We start from the raw sequence: 19909 nt of genomic DNA, 5'->3' as shown, positions 1-19909 counted from the left end.
CGCCGTGCCCTCCATGCAACTGCCCACCGCCCTCCGCGATATCCTCCTGCGCGAGATTTACCAACAGGCCAACGACCTGGACTGGGAATTCCTGAGCAACGGAGAGAAGACCGCCCAGTACCGGAAATGGATCGAAGACCCCAAGGTGGGCGGAGTCCTTCTCTCCCACGGGCCAGAGAAGGATGCCCGTGTCTGGATCAAGGACGTTCCCATGAAGGAGTACGCCCGGGCCCAGGAAGGCATCGGCCACTACGTCCGCTACGCCGTGAACCGCTTCCGAGGCCCTGAGGAGATCGTCCAGGCCGCCTGTGGCGAGGGCTGGAGCCCGTTGCCTGGATCGCTCGGCGAGAAACCGAACCACTGCATTGCCACCGATGGCGAGGAATCCCGGTACGTCTGCTGGGGACGCCCCGGCACCTTCCGGGACCTCATCTGGGCTGCCGTCAACGAGGCGATCGAGGCCAAGCGGCATCCGGCCATAGTCATCACCACCCGTGACGGTGAGACCGTCTCGACGGCTGATCGCGCGCGCCAGATCAAGGTCGCCGAGCACTGCGGCGTCAGCCTCACCCACCTGCACCGAACGATGATCCCGAACCCCGACTACGTGGGGGCGTCGCTGGAGGACTGACCTCCGGGCGCCGTGCCCGACGCGGCGCCCCCGCTGTGAGTGAAGCCGGATCGGGCGTCCTACAGAACGCCCGATCCTCGATCGGTCCCGATAGTCACGCCCCGCAGGGGCGGGCCAGGACGACAAAAGATCAAAGCGGCCTCCACGACTCTCGACTCGTCATGGCGGCCCGGGAAGATGGGGGAGGCCAGTGACGGCGAAAGGCGACCAAGCCCCGGCCAGTGGCGGGTACGGTCTTTTCGACGGATTCGAAGGCTATCGGACGCCCTCGCGGGACAACTATCGAACGGTCCTGTCCGAGGGAATCGTCGTTTTCGACGCCAACGTGCTGCTCAATCTCTACCGATACACCGAGGAGACCCGGGACTCCCTCTTCGCCGTCATGGGAGCCCTGGGAGAACGGCTCTGGGTTCCCCACCAGGCCCTGGACGAATTCTGGCGCAACCGTGAGTCCACGCTGAACACGCCGGCCGACAACGCGAGGGACGCGGTGGCATCGCTCGAGAAATCCGGGCGCTCGGCGGCCGACGCGATCTCGGTATGGGTCAAGAGTGTCGCGCTGCCGGAGGAACGGCATGCGGAACTCTCCAGCCAACTGGCCGACGCCTTCGAGAACGTCCAACGCGTCATCAAGGAACAGGCCGCCAACGACACCGTTCCACGCGCCCGGGACACCAACCAGGACTTGCTCCTGTCCAGACTCTCAACGGTGCTCGCGGGCCGGGTGGGGGCTCCCCTGTCCTCCGAGGACCACGCCGCGGCCCTGAAGGAGGCCAAGCGCCGCGCCCAGGCCCAAGAGCCACCGGGCTACCTCGACCAGGGGAAAGACGACGATCTCGGGGCTGGCGACTACCTCGTGTGGGAACAACTGCTGCGCGAGGCCGAACAGCGGCAGTGCGACGTGCTTTTCGTCACCAGCGACGTCAAGGATGACTGGTGGAGAAGGTGGCGAGGTGAGCTGCGCGGGCCGCGACTTGAACTCATGGCTGAGCTCCGCTCTCGCACACGGCACCAGCTGTTCATGCTGCAGCCCACGGAGCTGATGCGGCAGGCCGACGCGCTGGTGGGCGTGCAGGTCAGCCCCGAATCCGTCGAAGAAGTCGCCCGGGTCGACCGACTCCCCAGCGAGGCGTCGAATCGTTCGGACACCGCGACCGGACCGGAGATTCCCGCCTCCGTCCGCGAGCGCGTGCTGGCGGAGGTGTATCGCCAGGCCCATGAATTGGACTGGGACTTTCTGACGGCTTCAGAGAAATCCGGGCAATACCGCCAGTGGGTAGACGACCCCCGCGTGGGTGGAGTTCTCCTCCCCTTCGTGCCGGCGCAGAGTGCCCGCGTCTGGCTCAAGGACATTCCAATGAAGGAATACCTTCGCTCCCAAGAAGGATTCGGCCAGTACGCCAGATACGCGGTGATGCGTTTCCGAGGACCAGAGGAGATCGTTCAATCGGCCTGCGGCGCCGGGTGGGACGTGGTTCCGGACTCAGTCGGAGAGAAGCCCATGCACTGCTACGCCACTAATGGGATCTCGACCCGGTACGTCTGCTGGGGGCCGACGGGATCCTTTAAGGACCTCATGTGGGCGGCCATCAACGGCGCGGGCGATTCGAAGGAGCGGCCGGCCGTGGTCGTCACTACCCGGGATGGAGACAACGTACTGGCGACCGCCGACCGTCAGGAGCAGGAGCAGCTGGCCGAGCGTTCGGGGGTAGACCTGAAGTACCTTCACCGCAGCATGATCGAGAATCCTGACTACGCGGGATAGGAGAGCCGAACGCCAGGGGTGGTCCAGGTCAGCGTGGACCGCTCCGTTGGCCAACCGGAGGTCCGTCGATCAAGCCGATGTGTCCCGTGCCCCCACATGGGCTGCGGCGCTCGCCCTCACGGCTGGAGCTCGCCCGGAGGCGTCCAACGGTTCCGGCCCGCTGCGGTCTTCGGTGCAGATCATCTCTGTCTGGGCTTTGAACCCTTACACGTAAGACGGGACCCGGCTGGTTCGCCGGGCCCCGCTCACGGTGCTAGCCAGACCGCGCTGAGTTGCCCGCCAGGGGAGGGATCGCGCTGCGCGCTCCTCGTAGGTCAGGTTCCATTGCTGGTTGGCATACATGCTCGGGCAGTCCCAGATGCCGAGCGGGCCCCGCCTCGGCATCTGGGACTGCCCGAGCAGACCTGGGGCTGTTTGGGGGTGGGCGTCCGTGGTGATCGTGGCGGGCAGGTGGATCCGGTCATCGGGGCGAACGGCCCATTTCTGGCCGGCGTTGCCGACGCGGTGGGAGAACATCAGGCCGATGCCGTTGGCGAGGGCGTTGCCTTCGGCTGACACGTACCAGCCGCCGGAGCGGATGATGCCGTCGATGGGACAGCTGAGCATCTGGTTGACGATCCGCCAGCAAGCGTGGACTGCGGCGTTGGTGCCTTCTTTGGGACCGCAGGTGGAGTCTATGCACTGCCAGCCGACAAGCTGGATCTGGGCGGTGACGCTGGAGTGGGAGTAGCTGGCGGATGCTGAGTGGTCGAAGCCGTCGGCCTTGCCCTTGACTCCTGTCCGCTCTTGAAAGCTCAACAGTGGAGCGCGATTCCGGCCGCAGCGAATCCCTCCTCCTTCCAGGGGGGCGAGCATCGCAACGCGCACACCCTGCCCTTCGCGACGAGGGCCGGTGTCCATGGCGGTCGCCCCTCGGGAAAGGGGATCGCAACTTCTGGGGCGCGCGACGGTCGACGATGCGGTGGCGGTCGCCTTCCGGGGTTGCCGAGGGGCGCAATTCTGGTGCGGTGCCAAGCTGGACCCTGATGCGCGAGTGGCGATAGCTCATTGGAGTAGCTGAGACCGCGACAACCGGGGGGGACTTGCCGGGGACCACGCGGTGCTCACTATCGCCTCTGAGGCGCACTTCGGTGAACGAACAGCGCGGGCTGTCTACCGTCTGACGTGCAGCGGTGGCTACGCCCAGGCGACTGGGGGTCAAGGGGTCGCAGGTTCAAATCCTGTCGTCCCGACAGTGATGTCGGAGCCCCGCTGACTGGACGGAGGTCCAGGCCAGCGGGGCTTTTGCCGTTTCCGAGGGTGGGTCAGCGCACGAGCCGCAGGTGGCGGCCGGGGGACTCCGGCGGGACCACTTCGGGACCAGGGGCCTCGCGGGGGGCCCGCTCAGGCGCCCGCTCAGCGCCTTGCTGGCCAGCTCGATCGAGTGCTGATCTGGTTGTGATGGTGGAGTCGGGTATTGGAACTCCTGGAATGCCTCAGCGAGCGTCTTCATGGGCAGCAAGCTGTTCGGGGGTCCCAACGAATGCTGGGCCGGCGCCTGATGGAAAAGCCCGCCGGAGGGGCCGAGCTGTTCGGAGGCGGGGTCGTCGGGGAAGGCGATCGATGCGGTGTGCTTCGGGAGGGTCGGGTGCGGCGGCGGGGGTGGGGGAGTCAGCGGCAGAGGGCTGCGTCCAGGGTGTCGGCCATGTGCTGTGCGCCGACCGCGTCGGGGATGGTGGTGACGGTGATGGCGGCGGCGCGGCCGTCGTCGGTGACGCCGTTGCGGGAGCGGTAGCCGGGGGAGGTTCCGCCGTGGCCCCAGGAGAGGCCGCCGCAGGAGAGCGGCCTGCTCTGCAGGCCCAGCCCGTAGCGGACTCCCGGGCCGAGGAGTTCGGCGGGGACGGTGGTGCGCATCTCGGCGAGCTGTGCCGCGGGCAGGAGCCGGCCGCCGAGGAGTGCGGCGAAGAACGAGAGGAGATCGGTGTTGGTGGAGACGATCGCCCCCGTCGCCCAGGCCATCGAGGAGTCCATCCCGGTGTAGTCGATCGGGGGCGCGTCCGGCGAGCTGCGGTAGTAGCCCTGGGGGTGGGCCTCGTGGATGCCGGTGTCCCCTGGGGTGGGGAAGTAGGTGTGGTGCAGGCCGATGCGGTCGATGACGCGCTTGGTGATCTCCTCGCCGACGGGCCGTCCGGTGACCTTCTGGATGAGGAGCCCGGCGACGATGTAGTTGGTGTTGCTGTACTCCCAGCTGGTACCCGCGGGGAACCTGGCCCTCTGGGCGAGGGTGCCGTCGAGGAGGTCGCGGGGCTCGAAGTAGCGGTACTGGATCGCTGCGTAGTCCGAGAGCGCGGGGGCGTCCATGTAGTCGGGCAGGCCGCTGGTGTGCTGGAGCAGCTGACGGACGGTGATGGTGCGTCCGTCGATGCCGTCGCCGCGGAGCAGGCCGGGGAGGTAGGTGTCGACGGGGGAGTCCAGGCCCACCTTTCCTTCGGCGACGAGTTGGAGGACGACGACGGCGGTGAAGGTCTTGGTGTTGCTGCCGGCGCGTATCTGCCCGTCCGCGGGGACCTTGGCCCCGGTGGTGAGGTCGCCGACGCCGGCGGTGTAGGTGCGGGTGCGGCCGTCGCGGCCCTTGACGGAGGCCAGTGTGGCGGGCATGCCGTCGTCCTTCACCAGGGCGTTCAGGCCCGACTGGACGGTGTCCGGCCTGCCGCCCGCGAACGCCGCGGTCGGTGCCAGGGCCGTGGCCGCCACGACGCCGGCGGCCACGGTGGCCACGGCCGCCGCCAACCCGCGCCGGGCACGGCGGCGTCGGTCGGCCCGGTTGTGCTGTACGTACTCGTTCACGGAGTAACTCCTGTGCTGGAGGGGGAATCGGTGGGACGGGCGGGTTCTGCGCGCAGGTGCGTGCAGAACCCGCCGGTCGTACCGGTGCGGACGCTCAGGCCGGATCGGCGAGGGTCAGCGGCACAGGGCGGAGTCCACCATGGCCGCCACGTGCTGCTTGGGTGCGTCACCCGGGATGGTGGTCACCGCGATGCTGACGGCGCGGCCGTCATCGGTGGCGCCCCCGGCGGTCTCGTAGCCCGGGATGGTCCCACCGTGGCCCCAGTACACGCCACCGCACGACAGCGGCCGGCTCATCAGGCCCAGCCCGTAGCGGGTGCCCGGGCCCACCTCGTCGGCGGGGACGGTGGTGCGCATCTCGGCGAGCTGCGCCGCGGGCAGGAGCCGGCCGCCGAGGAGTGCGGCGAAGAACGCGTCGAGATCGCTGTTGGTGGAGACGACGGCGCCGGCCGCCCAGCCCCAGGACGGGTCCAGTTCGGTGTAGTCGCGGAACGAGCCGTCGGCGTCCTGGTTGTAGCCCTTGGGGTGGGCTTCGTGGATGCTCGTGTCCCCCGGGGTGGGGAAGTAGGTGTGGCGCAGCCCGATGCGGTCGACGATGCGCCGGTTGATCTCCTCACCGAGCGGCCGCCCGGTGACCTTCTGGATGATCAGGCCCGCCATCAGGTAGTTGGTGTTGCAGTACTCCCAGCGCGTGCCCGGGGCGAAGTGCGCCTTCTGGGCGAGGGCCGCGTCGAGCAGTTCACGCGGTTCGTAGTACCGCTTCGGACTGGTGAGGATCGCGTCCTTGTTCACGTACTCGGGCAGGCCGCTGGTGTGCTGGAGCAGCTGACGGACGGTGATGTTGCGTCCGTCGATGCCGTCGCCGCGGAGCAGGCCGGGGAGGTAGGTGTCGACGGACGCGTCGAGGCCCAGCTTTCCTTCGGCGACGAGCTGGAGGACGACGACGGCGGTGAAGGTCTTGGTGTTGCTGCCGGCGCGTACCTGCCCGTCCATGGGGACCTTGGCCCCGGTGGTGAGGTCGCCGACGCCGGCGGTGTAGGTGCGGGTGCGGCCGTCGCGGCCCTTGACGGAGGCCAGTGCGGCGGGCATGCCGTCGTCCTTCACCAGGGCGTTCAGGCCCGACTGGACGGTGTCCGGCCTGCCGCCCGCGAACGCCGCGGTCGGTGCCAGGGCCGTGGCCGCCATGACCCCGGCGGCCACGGCGGTCACGACCGCCACCGCCCGGTGTCGGCTGCCCCGGCGGGAGAGCGGGAAGCGGCTGTGCGGTGCATGCTCGTACACGAAAGGACCCCTCCGATGAATGGCGCCGGTGATTCCCGGCCTTGATCAAGAGGACCATTCGGGGGAGGGGGAGTTCGTCCGCACCCGGGACGAAACGTGCCCGGGAGCAGGCTCCGGGGGTCGCAGCCGGCCAGGACCGTGCTCCTGGCCGTTCGGCACCGTTCGGCACCGTTCGGCACCGAACGGCGCCGATCGGCACGGGCCGTTGGTGCGTGGCACGGCTGGGGCCGGTCCCGGTGCGAGGCCCTGGCGAGCCGGGGGTGCCCGCCGCCCCGCTCCACGGCAGCGCCGGTGGAGGCGGTGGCGGCGGTGGAGGCGGTGGCGGCGGTGGGGCGGGTGCTCGACACCGCCCACGGCCCGGGTGGGTCAGGGGCAGAGGGCTCGGACGGCCTTGGCGATGCGGGTGATGCCCTCGGTGAGGGTGTCCTGGGCGGGGCTGAGGCTGACGCGGAAGCAGCGGGTGCGGTGCGGGTCGGCGGGGCCGTCGGGGAAGAAGTGGCGGCCGGGGACGATGAAGACCTTGTCCTGCTTGAGGCGTTCGTAGAGGGCCATGTCGTCGAAGCGGTCGTCGTCGATCCAGAACCAGCAGAACATCCCGCCGTCGCCGGCGTGCAGGCGCCAGGGCACGGACTCCGGCATGACCTCCTCGAAGAGCTTCTCGGCCAGGCGGCGGCGCTCCTGGTAGAAGGGCGAGACGGTGTGGGAGATCAGGCGGTCCAGGCGGCCCGAGGCCAGCGCGCGGGCCACCACCGACTGCTGCAACTGGGGGGCGTGCAGGGCCGAGTTGGCCAGGAAGGAGACCATCGGGGTGATCCAGCGCTCGGCGCCGATGGCGAAGGCGATGCGCTCGCCGGGCAGGCCCGCCTTGGAGAGGGTGAAGCAGTTGATCACGTGGTCGTCGAAGGGCGGGGGCGTCAGGGTCGGCGCGATCCGCGGGAACGGCTCGCCGTAGGCGTGGTCGAGCAGGAGCGGCACGTCCCGTCGGCGCGCGAGGTCGACGAGGGCGTCGAGTTCGGCGGCGTCGACCGCGCGGCCGGTCGGGTTGCCGGGGCTGGACAGCAGCAGCATCCCGGTGTCGGGCTGCGCCTCCAGCGCCTCGAAGTCGAAGGCGTAGCGGAAGCGGTGGGGGCCTTCGGGGACGGGCGTGGCGGGGACGCCGACCACGCCGCCCGGGTGGAGGCAGAGGCCCTGGTAGCCGGTGTAGTCCGGGGACATCGGCAGGACGACCTTGGTCCCGCCGGTGCCGGCCGGGCCGGGGCCGGCGAACAGGGCGGCGGCGGTGAAGCAGAGCATCTGGCTGCCGGGGCCGACGGCGACGTTGCGCGGGGTGAGGGACCAGCCGTACCGGGTGTTGAAGTAGTCGGTGATCGCGTCCACCAGGGCGGCCGAACCCCGGGACGGTCCGTACTGGCAGCTGGCCGAGGCGAAGTCCTCGGTCAGTGCCTCCTCGGTCAGGCTCCGCCACTCGGCGATCGCGTCCGGGATCGAGGCCGGGTTGCCGATGCCGAGGTTCAGCCAGTCGGCCGGGCCCGAGGCCGTGCTGACGGCGATGTCCTCCATGATGCTGCGGAGGCCCGAGAGCGTGGCCATCTTGCTGCCGATGAGGGACAGCGCCATGGGGAGGTTCCCTTCTGGGGGCGGGAGGGGGAGGGCGTGGGGGAGGGGACGGAACGGGACGGGAGAGGAGGGCGGCCGGGGACCGGCGGTGTGCGCCGGTCCCCGGCCGGGTCGCGCGGGCGCCTGCGGTCAGGCAGCCTCTGCGGCCTCCACGGCTGCTGCGGCTGCCGCGGGTGCCGGGCGGTGCGCGGCGGTGCGTCCCCGGGGTGCGAGGGTCCGGCCGACCCAGGCCCCGAGCAGCGCCTGGACCATCGCGATCAGGAGGGCGACGGCCACGATGGCGGTGGCGAGCGGGGGGAGGCCGGCCAGCGCGGCGGTGGTCCGTGCGACCTCGCCCACCGGCGCACCGCCCAGGGCCTGCACGCCCAGCGGGATCGCCCAGCCGAGGGCGGCCGCCAGCGGAGCGGTGAGGTAGCCGCGGGAGGGGCGGGGCGTGCGGGCGAACCGGCTGGTGGCGCCGGCGGCGGCGCCGACCAGGAAGGGCACGAACCAGAGCCCGACCAGGGTGCCGAGGGCGGTGGCCGCCGTCCCGCCGACGAGCGTGACGATCGCGGCCGTCGCACGGCGCGGCCCGGGGGCGGTGCCCTCGGACGGGGCCGCTGCGGGGGCGGCCGCGGTCGGACCCGTGGTCGGTTCCGCGGGCGCTTCCGTGGCCGCCGGTTCCCCGGCCGGGTCCGGGGGCGTCGTGGTGGTTCCGGTCGGCTTCGTCATGTCGGTCATCCTTCGCCTCGCAAGGTCCAGCGGATGTCGCCCGCGCCCTGTTCGTCGGCGGTGCGCAGGGGACGGAGCGAGCCGCTCCACCAGTCCGGGGCCAGGTTCTTGTACCAGGGGGAGGCCGGGTTGTCGCTCTGGCCGCCGGGGTAGATCGCGCGGGCGTCCGCGGTGCCGGCGGGGCTCCAGCCGACGACCATCCGCAGGCTGGGGCCGTAGTTCGAACTCAGGCCGTTCTCGGCCACGTTGACGGTCCACGGGCTGCCGCCCGCCGGGCGCGGCCCGTCGCCGAGCGCGGGGGCTCCGGTCAGCGAGGGCACCACCCGCTCGTGGATGCGCCCCCACTTCCACTCGCCGGGCTGCCCGCCGAGCCGGCCGTTCAGGTAGTCGACCGCTTCGGTGAAGGACGCGCGCATCGCGTCGGGCGCGGTGCGCCGGGGGCCGCCGGGGGCGGTGAAGGCGGGGTTCTCCGGGTCGGTGAAGGTCCACTTCTCCAGGTCCTGCATCAGCCCGACCGGGGTCCGCAGCAGGTCGAGACCGGCCGGGTCCACGTCCACCGGCACCTTGGCCGAGTCCCACCAGGGCTTGAAGACCTGCTCGACGTACCCGCCGTAGAAGGCGAACCAGATCGCGGCGGCCGGGGAGTCGGCGTCCATGGAGCAGTTCCACTCGGAGAGCAGCTTGCGGGCCGCCTCCTGCTGCGGCGTCAGCTGCGCGCCCTCCAGGGCCTGGAGCAGCTTGGGCACCATGCGCTGGGCGAGCTCGTCGGTGACGTCGTTCTGCAGGGCCGCGAACGAGTCCGCGGTGAGCTGCCGGCCGGGCTTGGACAGTTCGGCGAAGATGCGGTTGGTGCGGTAGCCGGTGTCGAAGTTCGCGGCGGGGCCGATGTAGTACGGGTAGTCCGGGCCGACCGGCCGCTGGTTGGCGGTGACCAGGAGTCCGGACGGCGGGTTGTAGACCTGGGGCACGGCGTCGAAGGGGATGGCGCCGACCACGTCCGACTCGCCGGTGCCCGGCAGCGGTCCGCGGGCGTCGCCCGAGGCGATCTGCGGGTACGAGCCCGGGGCGATCACCCCGATGTTGCCCTTCTTGTCGGCGTAGGCGAAGTTCTGCGCCGGGGCCTGCCAACTGTGCAGCGCGGTGCGGAAGCTGTTCCAGTCGGTGGCGGCGTTGAGGTCGAGCAGCGCGGCGAGGTTCTGCGACGGGCGGTTGCCCATCCACTCGACCGACGTGGTCTCGCCCTTCTCGGTCAGCAGCGGGCCGTGCACGGTCAGCCCGACCTCGACCGGGACGGGGGCGCCGCCGCGGACCGGCACCGTGTACTTCACCTTCTCCACGGGGTACCAGGCGCCCTTCCAGAAGTAGGCGTCCGGGTGCTGCGGGTCGGTCTTCTCGCGGTAGAAGAAGGTGGACTGGTTCTGGACCGCCGTCAGCGACCAGGAGACGTCGGCGTTGCGCCCGATGAGCACGGCCGGCATGCCGGGCAGGCTGGCGCCGGTGACGTCGTACCCGGGGGACTTGAGCGAGATCTCGTACCAGTACGAGGGGAGCGACAGCTTGAGGTGGGGGTCACCGGCGAGGATCGCGCCGCCACCGGTCGCCGGGCCGTTCGCCAGCCAGGCGTTGCTGTTGGGGTAGAGGTGGCGGGTGGTCTCCGGGAGCTTGGCCATGCCGCGCAGGACGGCGGTGGCGGCTTCGGCGGTGGACCCGCTGGTGTCGACGGCCGTCGTGGCCGTGGACGGCGCTGCGGCGGTCGCCGTCGCCGTCGCGGTGGCGGTGGCGGTGGCCGTGGCCGTCGGCTGAGCGGAGCCCGGGGTCGCGGGGGCGGTCGGAGTCGCCGGGGCGGCCGGGTCCGCGGCGGCCGGCGCCGCGGTGCCGTCGCCGGTGACGCCGGTGTGGCCGGCCGCCGAGGCCGCGTTGGCGTTCGGGCTGTGCAGGGGCGCGAGGCCGAGGTTCTGGTACGGGCCCGGGGCGTACGGGTGCTGCTCGTTGGCGGGCACGACCGGGAACCACTCCGACGCCCGCTCCGCGCCGAGCGAGTTGCTCAGCAGCGCGTAGGTCAGCGGCCGGGTGTCGAAGCTCAGCGTCTGGGTGAGCACGCCCTGGACGACCAGGCTGTCCACCGGGGTCCAGCGTTCCGGCCGGACGCCGGTCAGCCCGTAGACGGTGGGCCACTGGCCGTTCTCGTCCAGCTCGTCCAGCCGCGCGTTGACCCCGGCCGCGTAGGCGGTGAGCGCCTTGGCGGCCTTGCTGTCGTGCGGGGTCGCCGCCCAGGTGGCCTCCGCGGTGCGGTGGATGCCGAGGGTCAGCTCGAAGACGTCCGAGTCGATGCCGGAGGGGCCGTTCAGTTCGGCGAGCCGGCCCTCGCCCAGGCGCCGTTGGGCGTCCATCTGGAACAGGCGGTACCGGGCGGCGAGGTAGCCCTGGGCGGTGAACAGGTCCTCGTCCGAGGTGGCGTGGACCGAGGCCACGCCGTCCGCGGTGAACGAGACGTCCACCGGGTGGTCGAGCCCGGGTATGCGGATCTGCTCGTTCTTCGCCGGACGGGCGTCCTCGGCCGACGGCCAGACACCCCCGCCGGGCATCAGGGCCCGGCCGAGCGCCGGTACCGGTCCGAAGCCGACGCCGAACACGAACATCGTCACGCCGGCGGTGCACACGGCGCCCAGTACTCCCGCCGTGCGGCGGATCCTGGCTTTCATCACTCTCCTGTCACCCATGGCCGGCCGGTCAGCGCCGTGCACTGTTGCGGACCTTGATCCGCGTGTATTCGAGCAGTCCCCAGTAGCCGTACTCGACGCCCAGCCCGGAGGAGCGGACGCCGCCGAACGGCACGTTCGGGCGCAGGTCCCCGTGGGTGTTGATCCACACGGTGCCGCTGTCGAGGAGCGGGGCGAGCTCCTCCGCCGCCTCCTGCGGCCCCCAGAGCGAGGCGCCGAGGCCGTAGCGGGTGGCGTTGGCCCGGCGGACGGCGTCGGCCGGGTCGTCGTACGCGATCACCGGGATGACCGGGCCGAACTGCTCCTCCACCTCCAGCTCGCAGCCCTCCGGCAGGTCGGTCACCACGGTCGGGGGGTAGAAGTGGCCCGGGCCGGGCAGCGGGGCACCGCCGGCCACGATCCGGGCGCCACCTGCGACGGCGTCCTCGACCAGGGCGTGGACCCGGTCCCGCTGGGCCCGGCTGACCAGCGGGCCGAAAGCGGACTCCGGCTCGCTGCCGGGGCCGACGACCGCGGACCCGGCCAGGGCGGCCAGCGCCGAGACGAGGTCGCCGGCCAGCTCGCGCGGTGCGTAGACCCGCTTGACGGCGGCGCAGAACTGGCCGCTGTTGGCGAGGGCGGCGTGGAACAGCGCGGGTGCGACGGTGGTGAGGTCGGCGCCCGGGAGCACGATCGCCGCGTCGTTGCCGCCGAGTTCGAGGACCACCGGCAGCAGCCGGTCCGCCGCCTGGCGTGCGATCGCCTTGCCGGTCTCCACCGAGCCGGTGAAGGAGATCATGTCCACCGCGGGGTGCTCGGTGAGCGACCGGCCCAGCGAGTGGTCGCCGGAGACGACGTTGAGCACGCCCGGCGGCAGGCAGTCGCGGAGCAGTTCGCCCATCCGGAGCGTCGACAGCGGCGTCTCCGGGGAGGGCTTGACGACCACCGTGTTGCCGGCCAGCAGGGCCGGGGCGAACTTGCAGACCGACAGGATGATCGGGAAGTTGGACGGGGCGATGGCCGCGACCACGCCGTGCGGGACCCGCTCCAGCGTGATCCGGGCGCCGTCCTCGGCCGGCAACTCCTCGGCGTCCGACTTCAGTTCGGCGGTGTGCCCGAACCAGTCGGCGGACAGCCGCACTTCGCCGCGGGCGGCGGCCAGCGGCTTGCCCTGCTCCCGGCTGAGCAGCCCGGCCACCTCCTCCAGGTGCGCCCCGAGGACGTCGCCGCAGGCGCGCAGGGCGGCGCGGCGCTCGGCGACCGGTACTGCCGCCCAGCCGGCCGCGGCCGCGGCGGCGGCGGTGACGGCGGCATCGAGCTGCTCGGGGGAGCACGCGGGCGCGTGCGCGAAGGGCTCCCCGGTGGCCGGGTCCTCCACGGGCAGGACGGAGGCGCCGGGCACCGCCGCGCCGTCGATGGTCAGGGCGGGTGTCACGCCGAGGCCTCCGCTTCCGCGCCGCCGCCGGCGAGCCGGTCGCGCAGGCTCAGCGGGCGCATGTCGGTCCAGACCTCCTCGACGTGGGCGAGGCAGGCCTCCTTGTCGCCCTGCATCCCCGCGTCCCGCCAGCCGTTCGGCACCTCCCGGTCGAGCGGCCACACCGAATACTGCTCCTCGTGGTTCACCACGACCCGGAACAGCTCGGCGTCCGCCGGAATGTCATTCGTTCGACTACCCACTTGGATTCCCTCTTTCTTTTCCTGACGGAATTGCTAGAGTGTCGCCGGAGGCCGCACCGGCGGCTTCTCCGATAACTTCTCGAAAAGGTAATTCAGTGACGACGCAGAAGGATCAGATCGAGATTCCCACCGTCCGCTGGCCCGAGCGGGTGCCGGCCGGGGACTGGCTGCAGGGCTCGTCCGCCGTGGTGGTCCTGGGTGTCGACGTGGACGCCGAGTCGCCCGTGCTGGCCCGCGGGGAGCACTACATCGACCACCTGACGACGATGTCCCACCAGGCGTACGGCCCCCGCGTCGGGGTGCCGCGGATCCTCGACCTGCTGGACCGCTACGACCTTCCGGCCACGTTCTTCGTGCCCGGAGTTTCTGCCGAGCGGTGGCCTTCGGTGATGGATTCGGTGGCCGAAAAGGGGCACGAGATAGCGCTCCACGGATTTACCCACCGGCACCCGGTGCACCTTTCCGAAAGCGAGCAGCGGGAGGAGATCGAGCGCAGCCTGAAGACGTTCTCCCGATTCGGCGTGCAGCCGACCGGGTACCGCGCGCCGAACTGGGAGATGACCCGCCACACGCTCGACCTGCTCGGTGAGTACGGCCTGCGCTACGACTCCTCGCTGATGGATGACGACCGGCCGTACGCGGTGCGCAGCGGGGAGCACACGATCGCCGAGCTGCCGGTGCAGTGGCTGCTCGACGACTGGGAGCAGTACGCCTTCCTGCCCGAGCCGAACATCGGCCAGCTGATCGAGGCGCCGTCGAAGGTGGTGGACCTGTGGACCGCCGAGCTGGAGGCGATGCGCGGCTTCGGCTCGCTGTGCATGCTGACCGTGCACCCGTTCCTCACCGGACGCCCCTCGCGGCTGGCCGCCCTGGAGCAGTTCATCCGGTTCGTGCTCTCCCGGGGTGACGTGCGCTTCGCCCGTGCGGACGAGGTGGCCGAGCTGGTGCTCGCCGGGCCGTCGGAGCCGCAGCCGCAGCCGTAGCCGTACCGGCCGCCGCCGGCCGATCAACTCCGCCACCCCGCAGCGCTCGTGACGGCCTGCGGGGTGCGGAGTTCGGTCACGCAGGCCGTCACGAGGGCGGCCAGGCTGGAGACCGAACGCTCCTCGGGCAGGCCGGCGGCCTCGTACGCGAGCGGGAGTTCGGTGCAGGCGGTGAGCACGGGGAGGTCGTGCTGCTGCCACAGGCCGTGCACCGCGGAGGCGAGCACGGTGCCGCCCTCGGCCAGCCGGTTGGCCTTCACCAGGACCCCGGCGCGGTGGATCTCGGACCGCAGCGGCTCCTCGGGGATCAGCAGCCGGTAGCCGAGTTCGGCCGCGCGCCGCTGGTAGATGCCGCTGTGCACGGTGCCGGTGGTCGCGGCCAGCCAGCCGCCCGCCGGGCTGGTGCGCATGGCGGCCCGGAGCGTGGCGTCGGCGATGTGCACGAGGGGCACCGGCAGGAGGCCCTGCAGCCGGTCGATGAAGGCGTGCGCGGTGTTGCAGGGCACGACGAGCAGATCGGCACCCCAGGCGACGAGTTGCTCCAGGGCGTTGCGGATCGGCAGCAGCGGTTCGTCCGAACCGGCGAGGATCGCCCCGGTGCGCTCCGGAATGCCGGGTTCGGACAGCATGACGATGCGGGGGTGCTCCTGGTCCGACTGCGCGGGCACGGCGAGCGAGAGCAGCCGGAGGAACTCCGCGGTGGCCGCCGGCCCCATGCCGCCGAGTACTCCAAGTGTCCGCGCGGGCGCTCCGGTTGTCGTTCCGGCGGCCGTTCGGTCGTCGACTGGTATCACGGTTCTGCCCCCCTGCGGATCCCGGCGGATCCCGGCATGGGCGCGGGAATCGCGGTGTCCGACGGAATGGATTAGCCGGGGGAGAAAGCCGGTGGCGCTCCCCGGTCCGGAAGTGACGGGGCGGTCCGCGATAGCCGTGCGGTCGCCATTGGGAGCCGCTGCGGGACACGCCCGAGAAGGTGGAGAAAATGCCCGGCAGGAAAGCCGGGTGGACCCGTCGCTGCGGCGTACGGTACCACAGGAGATCAGGAGGGCACCCCCGCCGAACGGGGGGTTCCGGTTCGGGAATCGGTGCACGCCAGGGGCCTGACGGCCACCGGAAGTTGATCTCTTGCGGAGGCAATCATGGACATGCTTGGATGCAAACAACTGCTCGACGGACCATGAGCTCGACTCGGCGCCGGACCGGGGTCTGCGGACCTCGCTAACCCGCCGATCAATGAAGCAAGTTGACGCTGGACCTATATGGCTCCTTGGGGGGAACCGTAGTGATTCAGGACGACAGCAGCACCATTGGCGCCTCCACCGGTGAGGCGCCCGCATTGTCGACGGTGACCCTTGCCGTCATCGACATCTGGTCGGACGTGCTCGAAGTGACGCCCGACACGATCGACGCCGAGACCTCGGATTTCTTCGAGCTCGGTGGTTACTCTCTGCTCGCGCTTCAGGCCATCGGACGCCTGCTGGCGACCCACGGCATCGAGCAGGACGCGGCCCTGGAGCTTGAGGGCCTGCTCCTCAACGAGCTCTTCGAGCAGCCGACCGCGGCCGCGCAGGCGGCCTGTTTCGTCGCCAACTTCCCCCAGTGACAGGCCTCCCGGCGCGTCCGGGAGTCCTCGTCGCTGTGCTTTCTTGCTGATCACCACCTGCCGGCCGGTCGTTCACCGGCCCGGTCAACGCCCGCGGTTCCCCGACGCTGCCGCCGGCGTGTCCCAGTGTGCCCAATCGCCCTGCCCTGCCCGGGCCGAGGGGCCGCGCTCTTCGATCTCCGTGCCTCGTCGGGTCGACGCCGATTCCTGTCCGGCCACCGTGCCGACAGGCTGCTGCGGCGTTCCCTCAGGAGGCTGACGCAAGGAAGGTTTCCGTTCATGACGACGCCCGACGTGACCCCCGCGTCGCCGAAGGACCTGTTCCGGCGAGCCAAGGTCACCGCCGCCGACGAACGCGTCTTCATTGTCAAGATCCTTGTCGCGTACGGCATTTGGGCCGCAGGCGCGGTTCTGGCGCTCGCCCCGGACGCGTGGCTGCCCCGAGTGCTCGGTGTCGTCCTGATGGGCGCCATGTACTCCCACTGGCTGGAGCTCCAGCACCAGTGCCTGCACCACTCGGCGTTCCGCCGCTCCCGCTGGCACCGGATCGTCGGCGTGCCGCTGGGCGTTCCCATGCTGGTGTCGTACAGCCACTACCGGGTGCGCCACCTCCAGCACCACCGCTACCTCGGCACGGACCAGGACTCGGAGTTCTTCGGCTTCGACTCGCGGCAGCCGGTCACCTGGTCGGCCCTGGTCCGCGAGGCGCTGGCCTTCGGCCGGCTGGGCAGTGCGGTGGCCGACATCGTCCGCTGCTGGGGCGGTCGTTGGTCCTACGACATGGGCCAGATCTCCGAGCAGCGTGAGCGCGAAGTCGTCGCCGAGTACCGGATGTTCGCCCTGCCGATCGTGGGCGCCGTGGCGCTGACCCTGCTCGGGTACGGCGAGCCGGTGCTGTGGATCTGGCTGCTGCCGCTGCTGGTCGCGGTGCCGCTGCACTTCCTGGTCGAGCTGCCCGAGCACATCATGTGCGACAACTCCTCCACCGACGTGCTGCGCAACACCCGGTCCATCACCGGGAGTTGGTTCAGCACCTGGTACACCAACGGGAACAACCTGCACATCGAGCACCACGCCGCCATGGTGGTGCCGATCAACCAGCTGCGCGAGCGCCACGACGTCGTGCTGGCGCACGGGACGCACACCTCGCCCAGCTACCCGCAGTTCTTCAAGGCCATCGTGGCCGAGGCCCGGCGCAACGCGCGGGCCGGCCGCGCCGGGGGGACGGCGTGACGACCGCCCCCGCCCCGGCCGCCCCGGCGGTCGACCGGTTCCCGCTCACGCCAGGGCAGTTGGGCATGTGGTTCCTGGAGCGCATGTCGGGCTCGGCGGTCTACGTCGACCCGATGACCTTCCGGCTGACCGGCCCGCTCGACACCGCCGCGCTGCGGCGCGCGCTGGAGCTGCTGCGCGGCCGGCACGCGGCGCTGCGCACCACGTTCCCGCTGGTCGACGGCAGTCCGGTGCAGCAGGTCTCCGGCGAGTGCGGCATCGAGCTGCCCGTCCTGGACCTCTCCCGACTGCCCGAGGCCGAGCGCGAGTCCGAGCTGGCCGCGGTGCTGGCGGCCGACCAGGCCACCCCCTTCGACCTCGCCCGCGGGCCCGTGCTGCGCGCCCTCGTGGTCGTGCTCGGACCCGACGAGTACGTGCTGCGGCTCGCGCTGCACCACCTGGTCTCGGACGCGTGGTCCTGGTGGAACGTCCTGCTGCCGGAGCTCGCCGCCCTCTACGGCGCCGAACTCGACGGCATGGAAGCCGAGTTGGAAACCCCGGGGGCCCAGTTCCCGGACTTCGTGCGCTGGCAGCGCGAGTGGAGCGAGGGCGCCGGCCACCAGCGCCAGCTGGCGTACTGGACGGAGCGGCTGACCGGCCTCGCCCCGGTGCCGCCGGTCCGCGCGGCCGACGCGCCGGCCGGGACCGTCACCGCCGTGCCGACCGCCGCTGCCGCGCGGGCCACCGCTGCCGCACCGGACGGGGGCGCCGCCGTCGCGACCCAGTGGACCACTGTGCCCGGCGCCGTCCACGACTCCCTGCGGACCGTGTACCGGGACGAGCGGGTCACCCCGTTCATGCTGCTGCTGGCCGCCTTCGCCGTGGTGCTGCACCGCGGCAGCGGGGCCACCGACATCGCGGTGGGCACCCGCGCCGCCGTCCGCAGCCGCCCGGAGTTCGAGTCCGCGGTCGGGTTCTTCGTCAACCTCCTGGTCATCCGCACCGAGGTGGACCCCGGCGCGACCTTCCGTGACCTGCTCCGGGACGTCCGGCGCGCGGCCCTCGGGGCCTACGCGCACCGGGAGTTGCCGTTCGAGCGGGTCGTCGAGGGGCTGCGGCCGCGCCGCGGCGGAGGCTTCCGCTCCCCGGTGAACGTGCTCTTCTCGCACCAGAGCACCCCCGAGGTGCCGCCGGCCTTCCCCGGGCTGACCGCCCGGCTGGTCAACCACGACCCCGGCACCCTCTACGACCTCGACCTGGTCTTCTACGAGGAGGACGGCGACCTGCGCGCCCTGCTCAGCCACCGCCGGGCCCACTGCTCCGACCAGGACGCGGTGGCGCTGCTCGCGGAGCTCACCCGGGTCCTCGCCGAGGTCGCGCAGGACCCGGCGATCCCGCTGGACACACTCATGGCGACCACAGGGGTGCACCGTGCCGAATAGCTCCACACCCGCGCAGCCGGCCGCGGACACCGCCCCGGGCGCCACCGCCGGCACCGCCGCCGTCGCCCCGGAGGGCCTCGCCCCGGTGTCCGTCACCCAGGAGCAGCTGTGGCTGCTCGACCGCCTCGACCCGGGCAACGCCGCCTACAACTCCACCGTGCTCTGGCAGTTGGACGGGCCGCTGGACACCGAGGCGCTGCGCCGGGCCCTGGCCGCCGTCGTCCGCCGGCAGCAGATGCTGCGGGCGGCCGTCGTCGCCGTCGACGGCGTCCCGTACCAGCGGGTGGCCGAGGACGTCCCGGTGCCGCTCACCGTCACCGACCTGACCGCCCTGCCCGAGGTCGAGCGCCCGGCGGCCGCCGAGCGGACCGTCGCCGACGCGGCCCACCGCCCCTTCGACCTGGGCCGACCGCCGCTGTTCCGGGTGGAGCTGGTCCGCACCGGCGCCGAGCGGCACGTGATGGCGCTGGTCATCCACCACATCGTCTCCGACGGCTGGTCCGTGCAGGTCCTGATCCAGGAGGTCGCGGACCTGTACGCGGGCGAGGTCACCGGTACCGAGGTGCCGCTGCCCGAACTGCCCGTCCAGTTCACCGACTACGCCCGGGAGCAGCGCGAACGGCTCGCCGGACCGCGCGGCGACAAGCTGGTGGACTACTGGACCCGGCAGCTGGCCGGCGCCCCGGTCACCCTGGACCTGCCCACCGACCGGCCCCGGGCCGGCCACGCCGACTTCAGCGGCGACCGGTACGTCTTCCAGGTGCCCGCCGAGCTGCGCACCGCCCTCGGCGGGCTCGCCCGCGCCTCCCGGGCCAGCACGTTCATGGTCACCCTGGCGGCCTTCACGGCCCTGCTGCACCGGCTCACCGGCCAGGAGGACCTGCTGGTGGGCACGCCGGTCGGCAACCGGGACAAGCCCCAGTGGGGGCCGCTGGTCGGCTACTTCGCCGACACCCTGGTGATGCGCGGCGACCTCGCCGGCGACCCGACCTTCCGCGAGCTGCTGGGCCGCACCCGGACGGCCGCCCTGCAGGGCTTCGTCCACCGCGACCTGCCGTTCCGCTCCCTGGTCGAGGCGGTGCAGCCGGAGCGCGAGGTGGGCCGCAATCCGCTGTTCCAGGTGATGTTCATCCTGCAGAACATCCCGCCGCGCCGCCGCCGGGCCGAGCTGCCGGGCGTGGTGATGACCCGGCTGGACGACGTCCGCACCACCTCGATCTTCGACCTGCGGTTCGACCTGTTCGAGTTCGAGGACGAGATGCGCGGCCAACTGGAGTACAGCACGCGGCTGTTCGACCACTCCACGATCGAGCGGACGGCCCGGCAGTACCTGGCGCTGCTCGCCGACGCGTGCGCCGACCCGGACCGCCCGGTCTCCGCGCTCGACCTGGGCGCCACCGACGCGGACCGGTCCGGCGCGGACGCCGCCGCGGGCTTCAACGACGACCTCGGGGGGTTCTGA

General features: G+C 71.6%; 16 protein-coding genes. 7 read left to right on the top strand and 9 right to left on the bottom strand.

The features are described from left to right. The first annotated feature begins 4 nt into the window (after positions 1-4). Both ABT048_RS23665 and ABT048_RS23660 read left to right on the top strand, forming a co-directional pair. A complete protein-coding gene (locus ABT048_RS23665) occupies positions 5-631 on the top strand; it encodes a hypothetical protein (protein ID WP_350523456.1) in 627 nt (208 codons plus the stop codon). Positions 632-821: 190 nt separating this feature from the next. After that, the gene (locus ABT048_RS23660) at positions 822-2396 is read left to right on the top strand and encodes a PIN-like domain-containing protein (RefSeq protein ID WP_350523455.1); all 1575 of its coding nucleotides are present in this window, start codon (positions 822-824) and stop codon (positions 2394-2396) included. Positions 2397-2600: 204 nt separating this feature from the next. Here ABT048_RS23660 and ABT048_RS23655 read toward each other — a convergent pair whose 3' ends face one another. From ABT048_RS23655 to ABT048_RS23620, 8 genes are all read right to left on the bottom strand, one after another. After that, positions 2601-3296, bottom strand: coding sequence for a ricin-type beta-trefoil lectin domain protein (locus tag ABT048_RS23655; protein ID WP_350523454.1), 696 nt, complete (start codon positions 3294-3296; stop codon positions 2601-2603). 750 nt (positions 3297-4046) lie between these two features. Next, entirely contained in the window at positions 4047-5222 is a 1176-nt protein-coding gene (locus tag ABT048_RS23650) for a serine hydrolase domain-containing protein (protein WP_502894069.1), read from the bottom strand. A 114-nt stretch (positions 5223-5336) separates the two neighbouring features. Further along, positions 5337-6503: a serine hydrolase domain-containing protein gene (locus ABT048_RS23645; RefSeq protein ID WP_502894068.1), complete on the bottom strand. Its 1167-nt coding sequence runs from the start codon at positions 6501-6503 to the stop codon at positions 5337-5339. A 366-nt stretch (positions 6504-6869) separates the two neighbouring features. Further along, positions 6870-8120, bottom strand: a complete 1251-nt coding sequence (locus ABT048_RS23640; RefSeq protein WP_350523453.1) for a valine--pyruvate transaminase — start codon at positions 8118-8120, stop codon at positions 6870-6872. 129 nt (positions 8121-8249) lie between these two features. Further along, entirely contained in the window at positions 8250-8831 is a 582-nt protein-coding gene (locus ABT048_RS23635) for a hypothetical protein (protein WP_350523452.1), read from the bottom strand. Between the two features lie 5 nt (positions 8832-8836). Beyond that, positions 8837-11533: a penicillin acylase family protein gene (locus ABT048_RS23630; protein WP_350523451.1), complete on the bottom strand. Its 2697-nt coding sequence runs from the start codon at positions 11531-11533 to the stop codon at positions 8837-8839. 28 nt (positions 11534-11561) lie between these two features. Further along, positions 11562-12965: an aldehyde dehydrogenase family protein gene (locus ABT048_RS23625; protein WP_350523450.1), complete on the bottom strand. Its 1404-nt coding sequence runs from the start codon at positions 12963-12965 to the stop codon at positions 11562-11564. Next, positions 12962-13207 carry an MbtH family protein gene (locus tag ABT048_RS23620; RefSeq protein WP_350523449.1) on the bottom strand — a complete coding sequence of 82 codons (246 nt, stop codon included), beginning with the start codon at positions 13205-13207 and terminating at the stop codon, positions 12962-12964. Before ABT048_RS23620 ends, ABT048_RS23625 begins: the two co-directional genes overlap by 4 nt. 95 nt (positions 13208-13302) lie before the next feature. Here ABT048_RS23620 and ABT048_RS23615 point away from each other — a divergent pair, with 95 nt between their 5' ends. Then, the gene (locus ABT048_RS23615) at positions 13303-14190 is read left to right on the top strand and encodes a polysaccharide deacetylase family protein (RefSeq protein WP_350523448.1); all 888 of its coding nucleotides are present in this window, start codon (positions 13303-13305) and stop codon (positions 14188-14190) included. A gap of 23 nt (positions 14191-14213) precedes the next feature. Here the strand turns inward: ABT048_RS23615 and ABT048_RS23610 are convergent, their stop codons facing one another. After that, positions 14214-14984, bottom strand: a complete 771-nt coding sequence (locus ABT048_RS23610) for an aspartate/glutamate racemase family protein (protein ID WP_350523447.1) — start codon at positions 14982-14984, stop codon at positions 14214-14216. Positions 14985-15472: 488 nt separating this feature from the next. Here ABT048_RS23610 and ABT048_RS23605 point away from each other — a divergent pair, with 488 nt between their 5' ends. The 4 genes from ABT048_RS23605 to ABT048_RS23590 all read left to right on the top strand — a co-directional run bounded on the left by ABT048_RS23605 (position 15473) and on the right by ABT048_RS23590 (position 19909). Continuing rightward, on the top strand, positions 15473-15793 hold the full coding sequence (locus tag ABT048_RS23605) for a phosphopantetheine-binding protein (RefSeq protein ID WP_350523446.1): 321 nt from the start codon (positions 15473-15475) through the stop codon (positions 15791-15793). A gap of 279 nt (positions 15794-16072) precedes the next feature. Further along, positions 16073-17026 (top strand): fatty acid desaturase family protein, encoded by a 954-nt coding sequence (locus ABT048_RS23600; RefSeq protein ID WP_350523445.1) that lies wholly within the window; start codon positions 16073-16075, stop codon positions 17024-17026. Next, a complete protein-coding gene (locus ABT048_RS23595) occupies positions 17023-18447 on the top strand; it encodes a condensation domain-containing protein (RefSeq protein ID WP_350523444.1) in 1425 nt (474 codons plus the stop codon). Before ABT048_RS23600 ends, ABT048_RS23595 begins: the two co-directional genes overlap by 4 nt. Next, positions 18437-19909 carry a condensation domain-containing protein gene (locus ABT048_RS23590; RefSeq protein WP_350523443.1) on the top strand — a complete coding sequence of 491 codons (1473 nt, stop codon included), beginning with the start codon at positions 18437-18439 and terminating at the stop codon, positions 19907-19909. Before ABT048_RS23595 ends, ABT048_RS23590 begins: the two co-directional genes overlap by 11 nt.

This window comes from Kitasatospora sp. NPDC096140 (genome assembly GCF_040303045.1).
Lineage (GTDB): Bacteria > Actinomycetota > Actinomycetes > Streptomycetales > Streptomycetaceae > Kitasatospora.
This window is presented reverse-complemented; position numbering and strand designations above follow the sequence as displayed.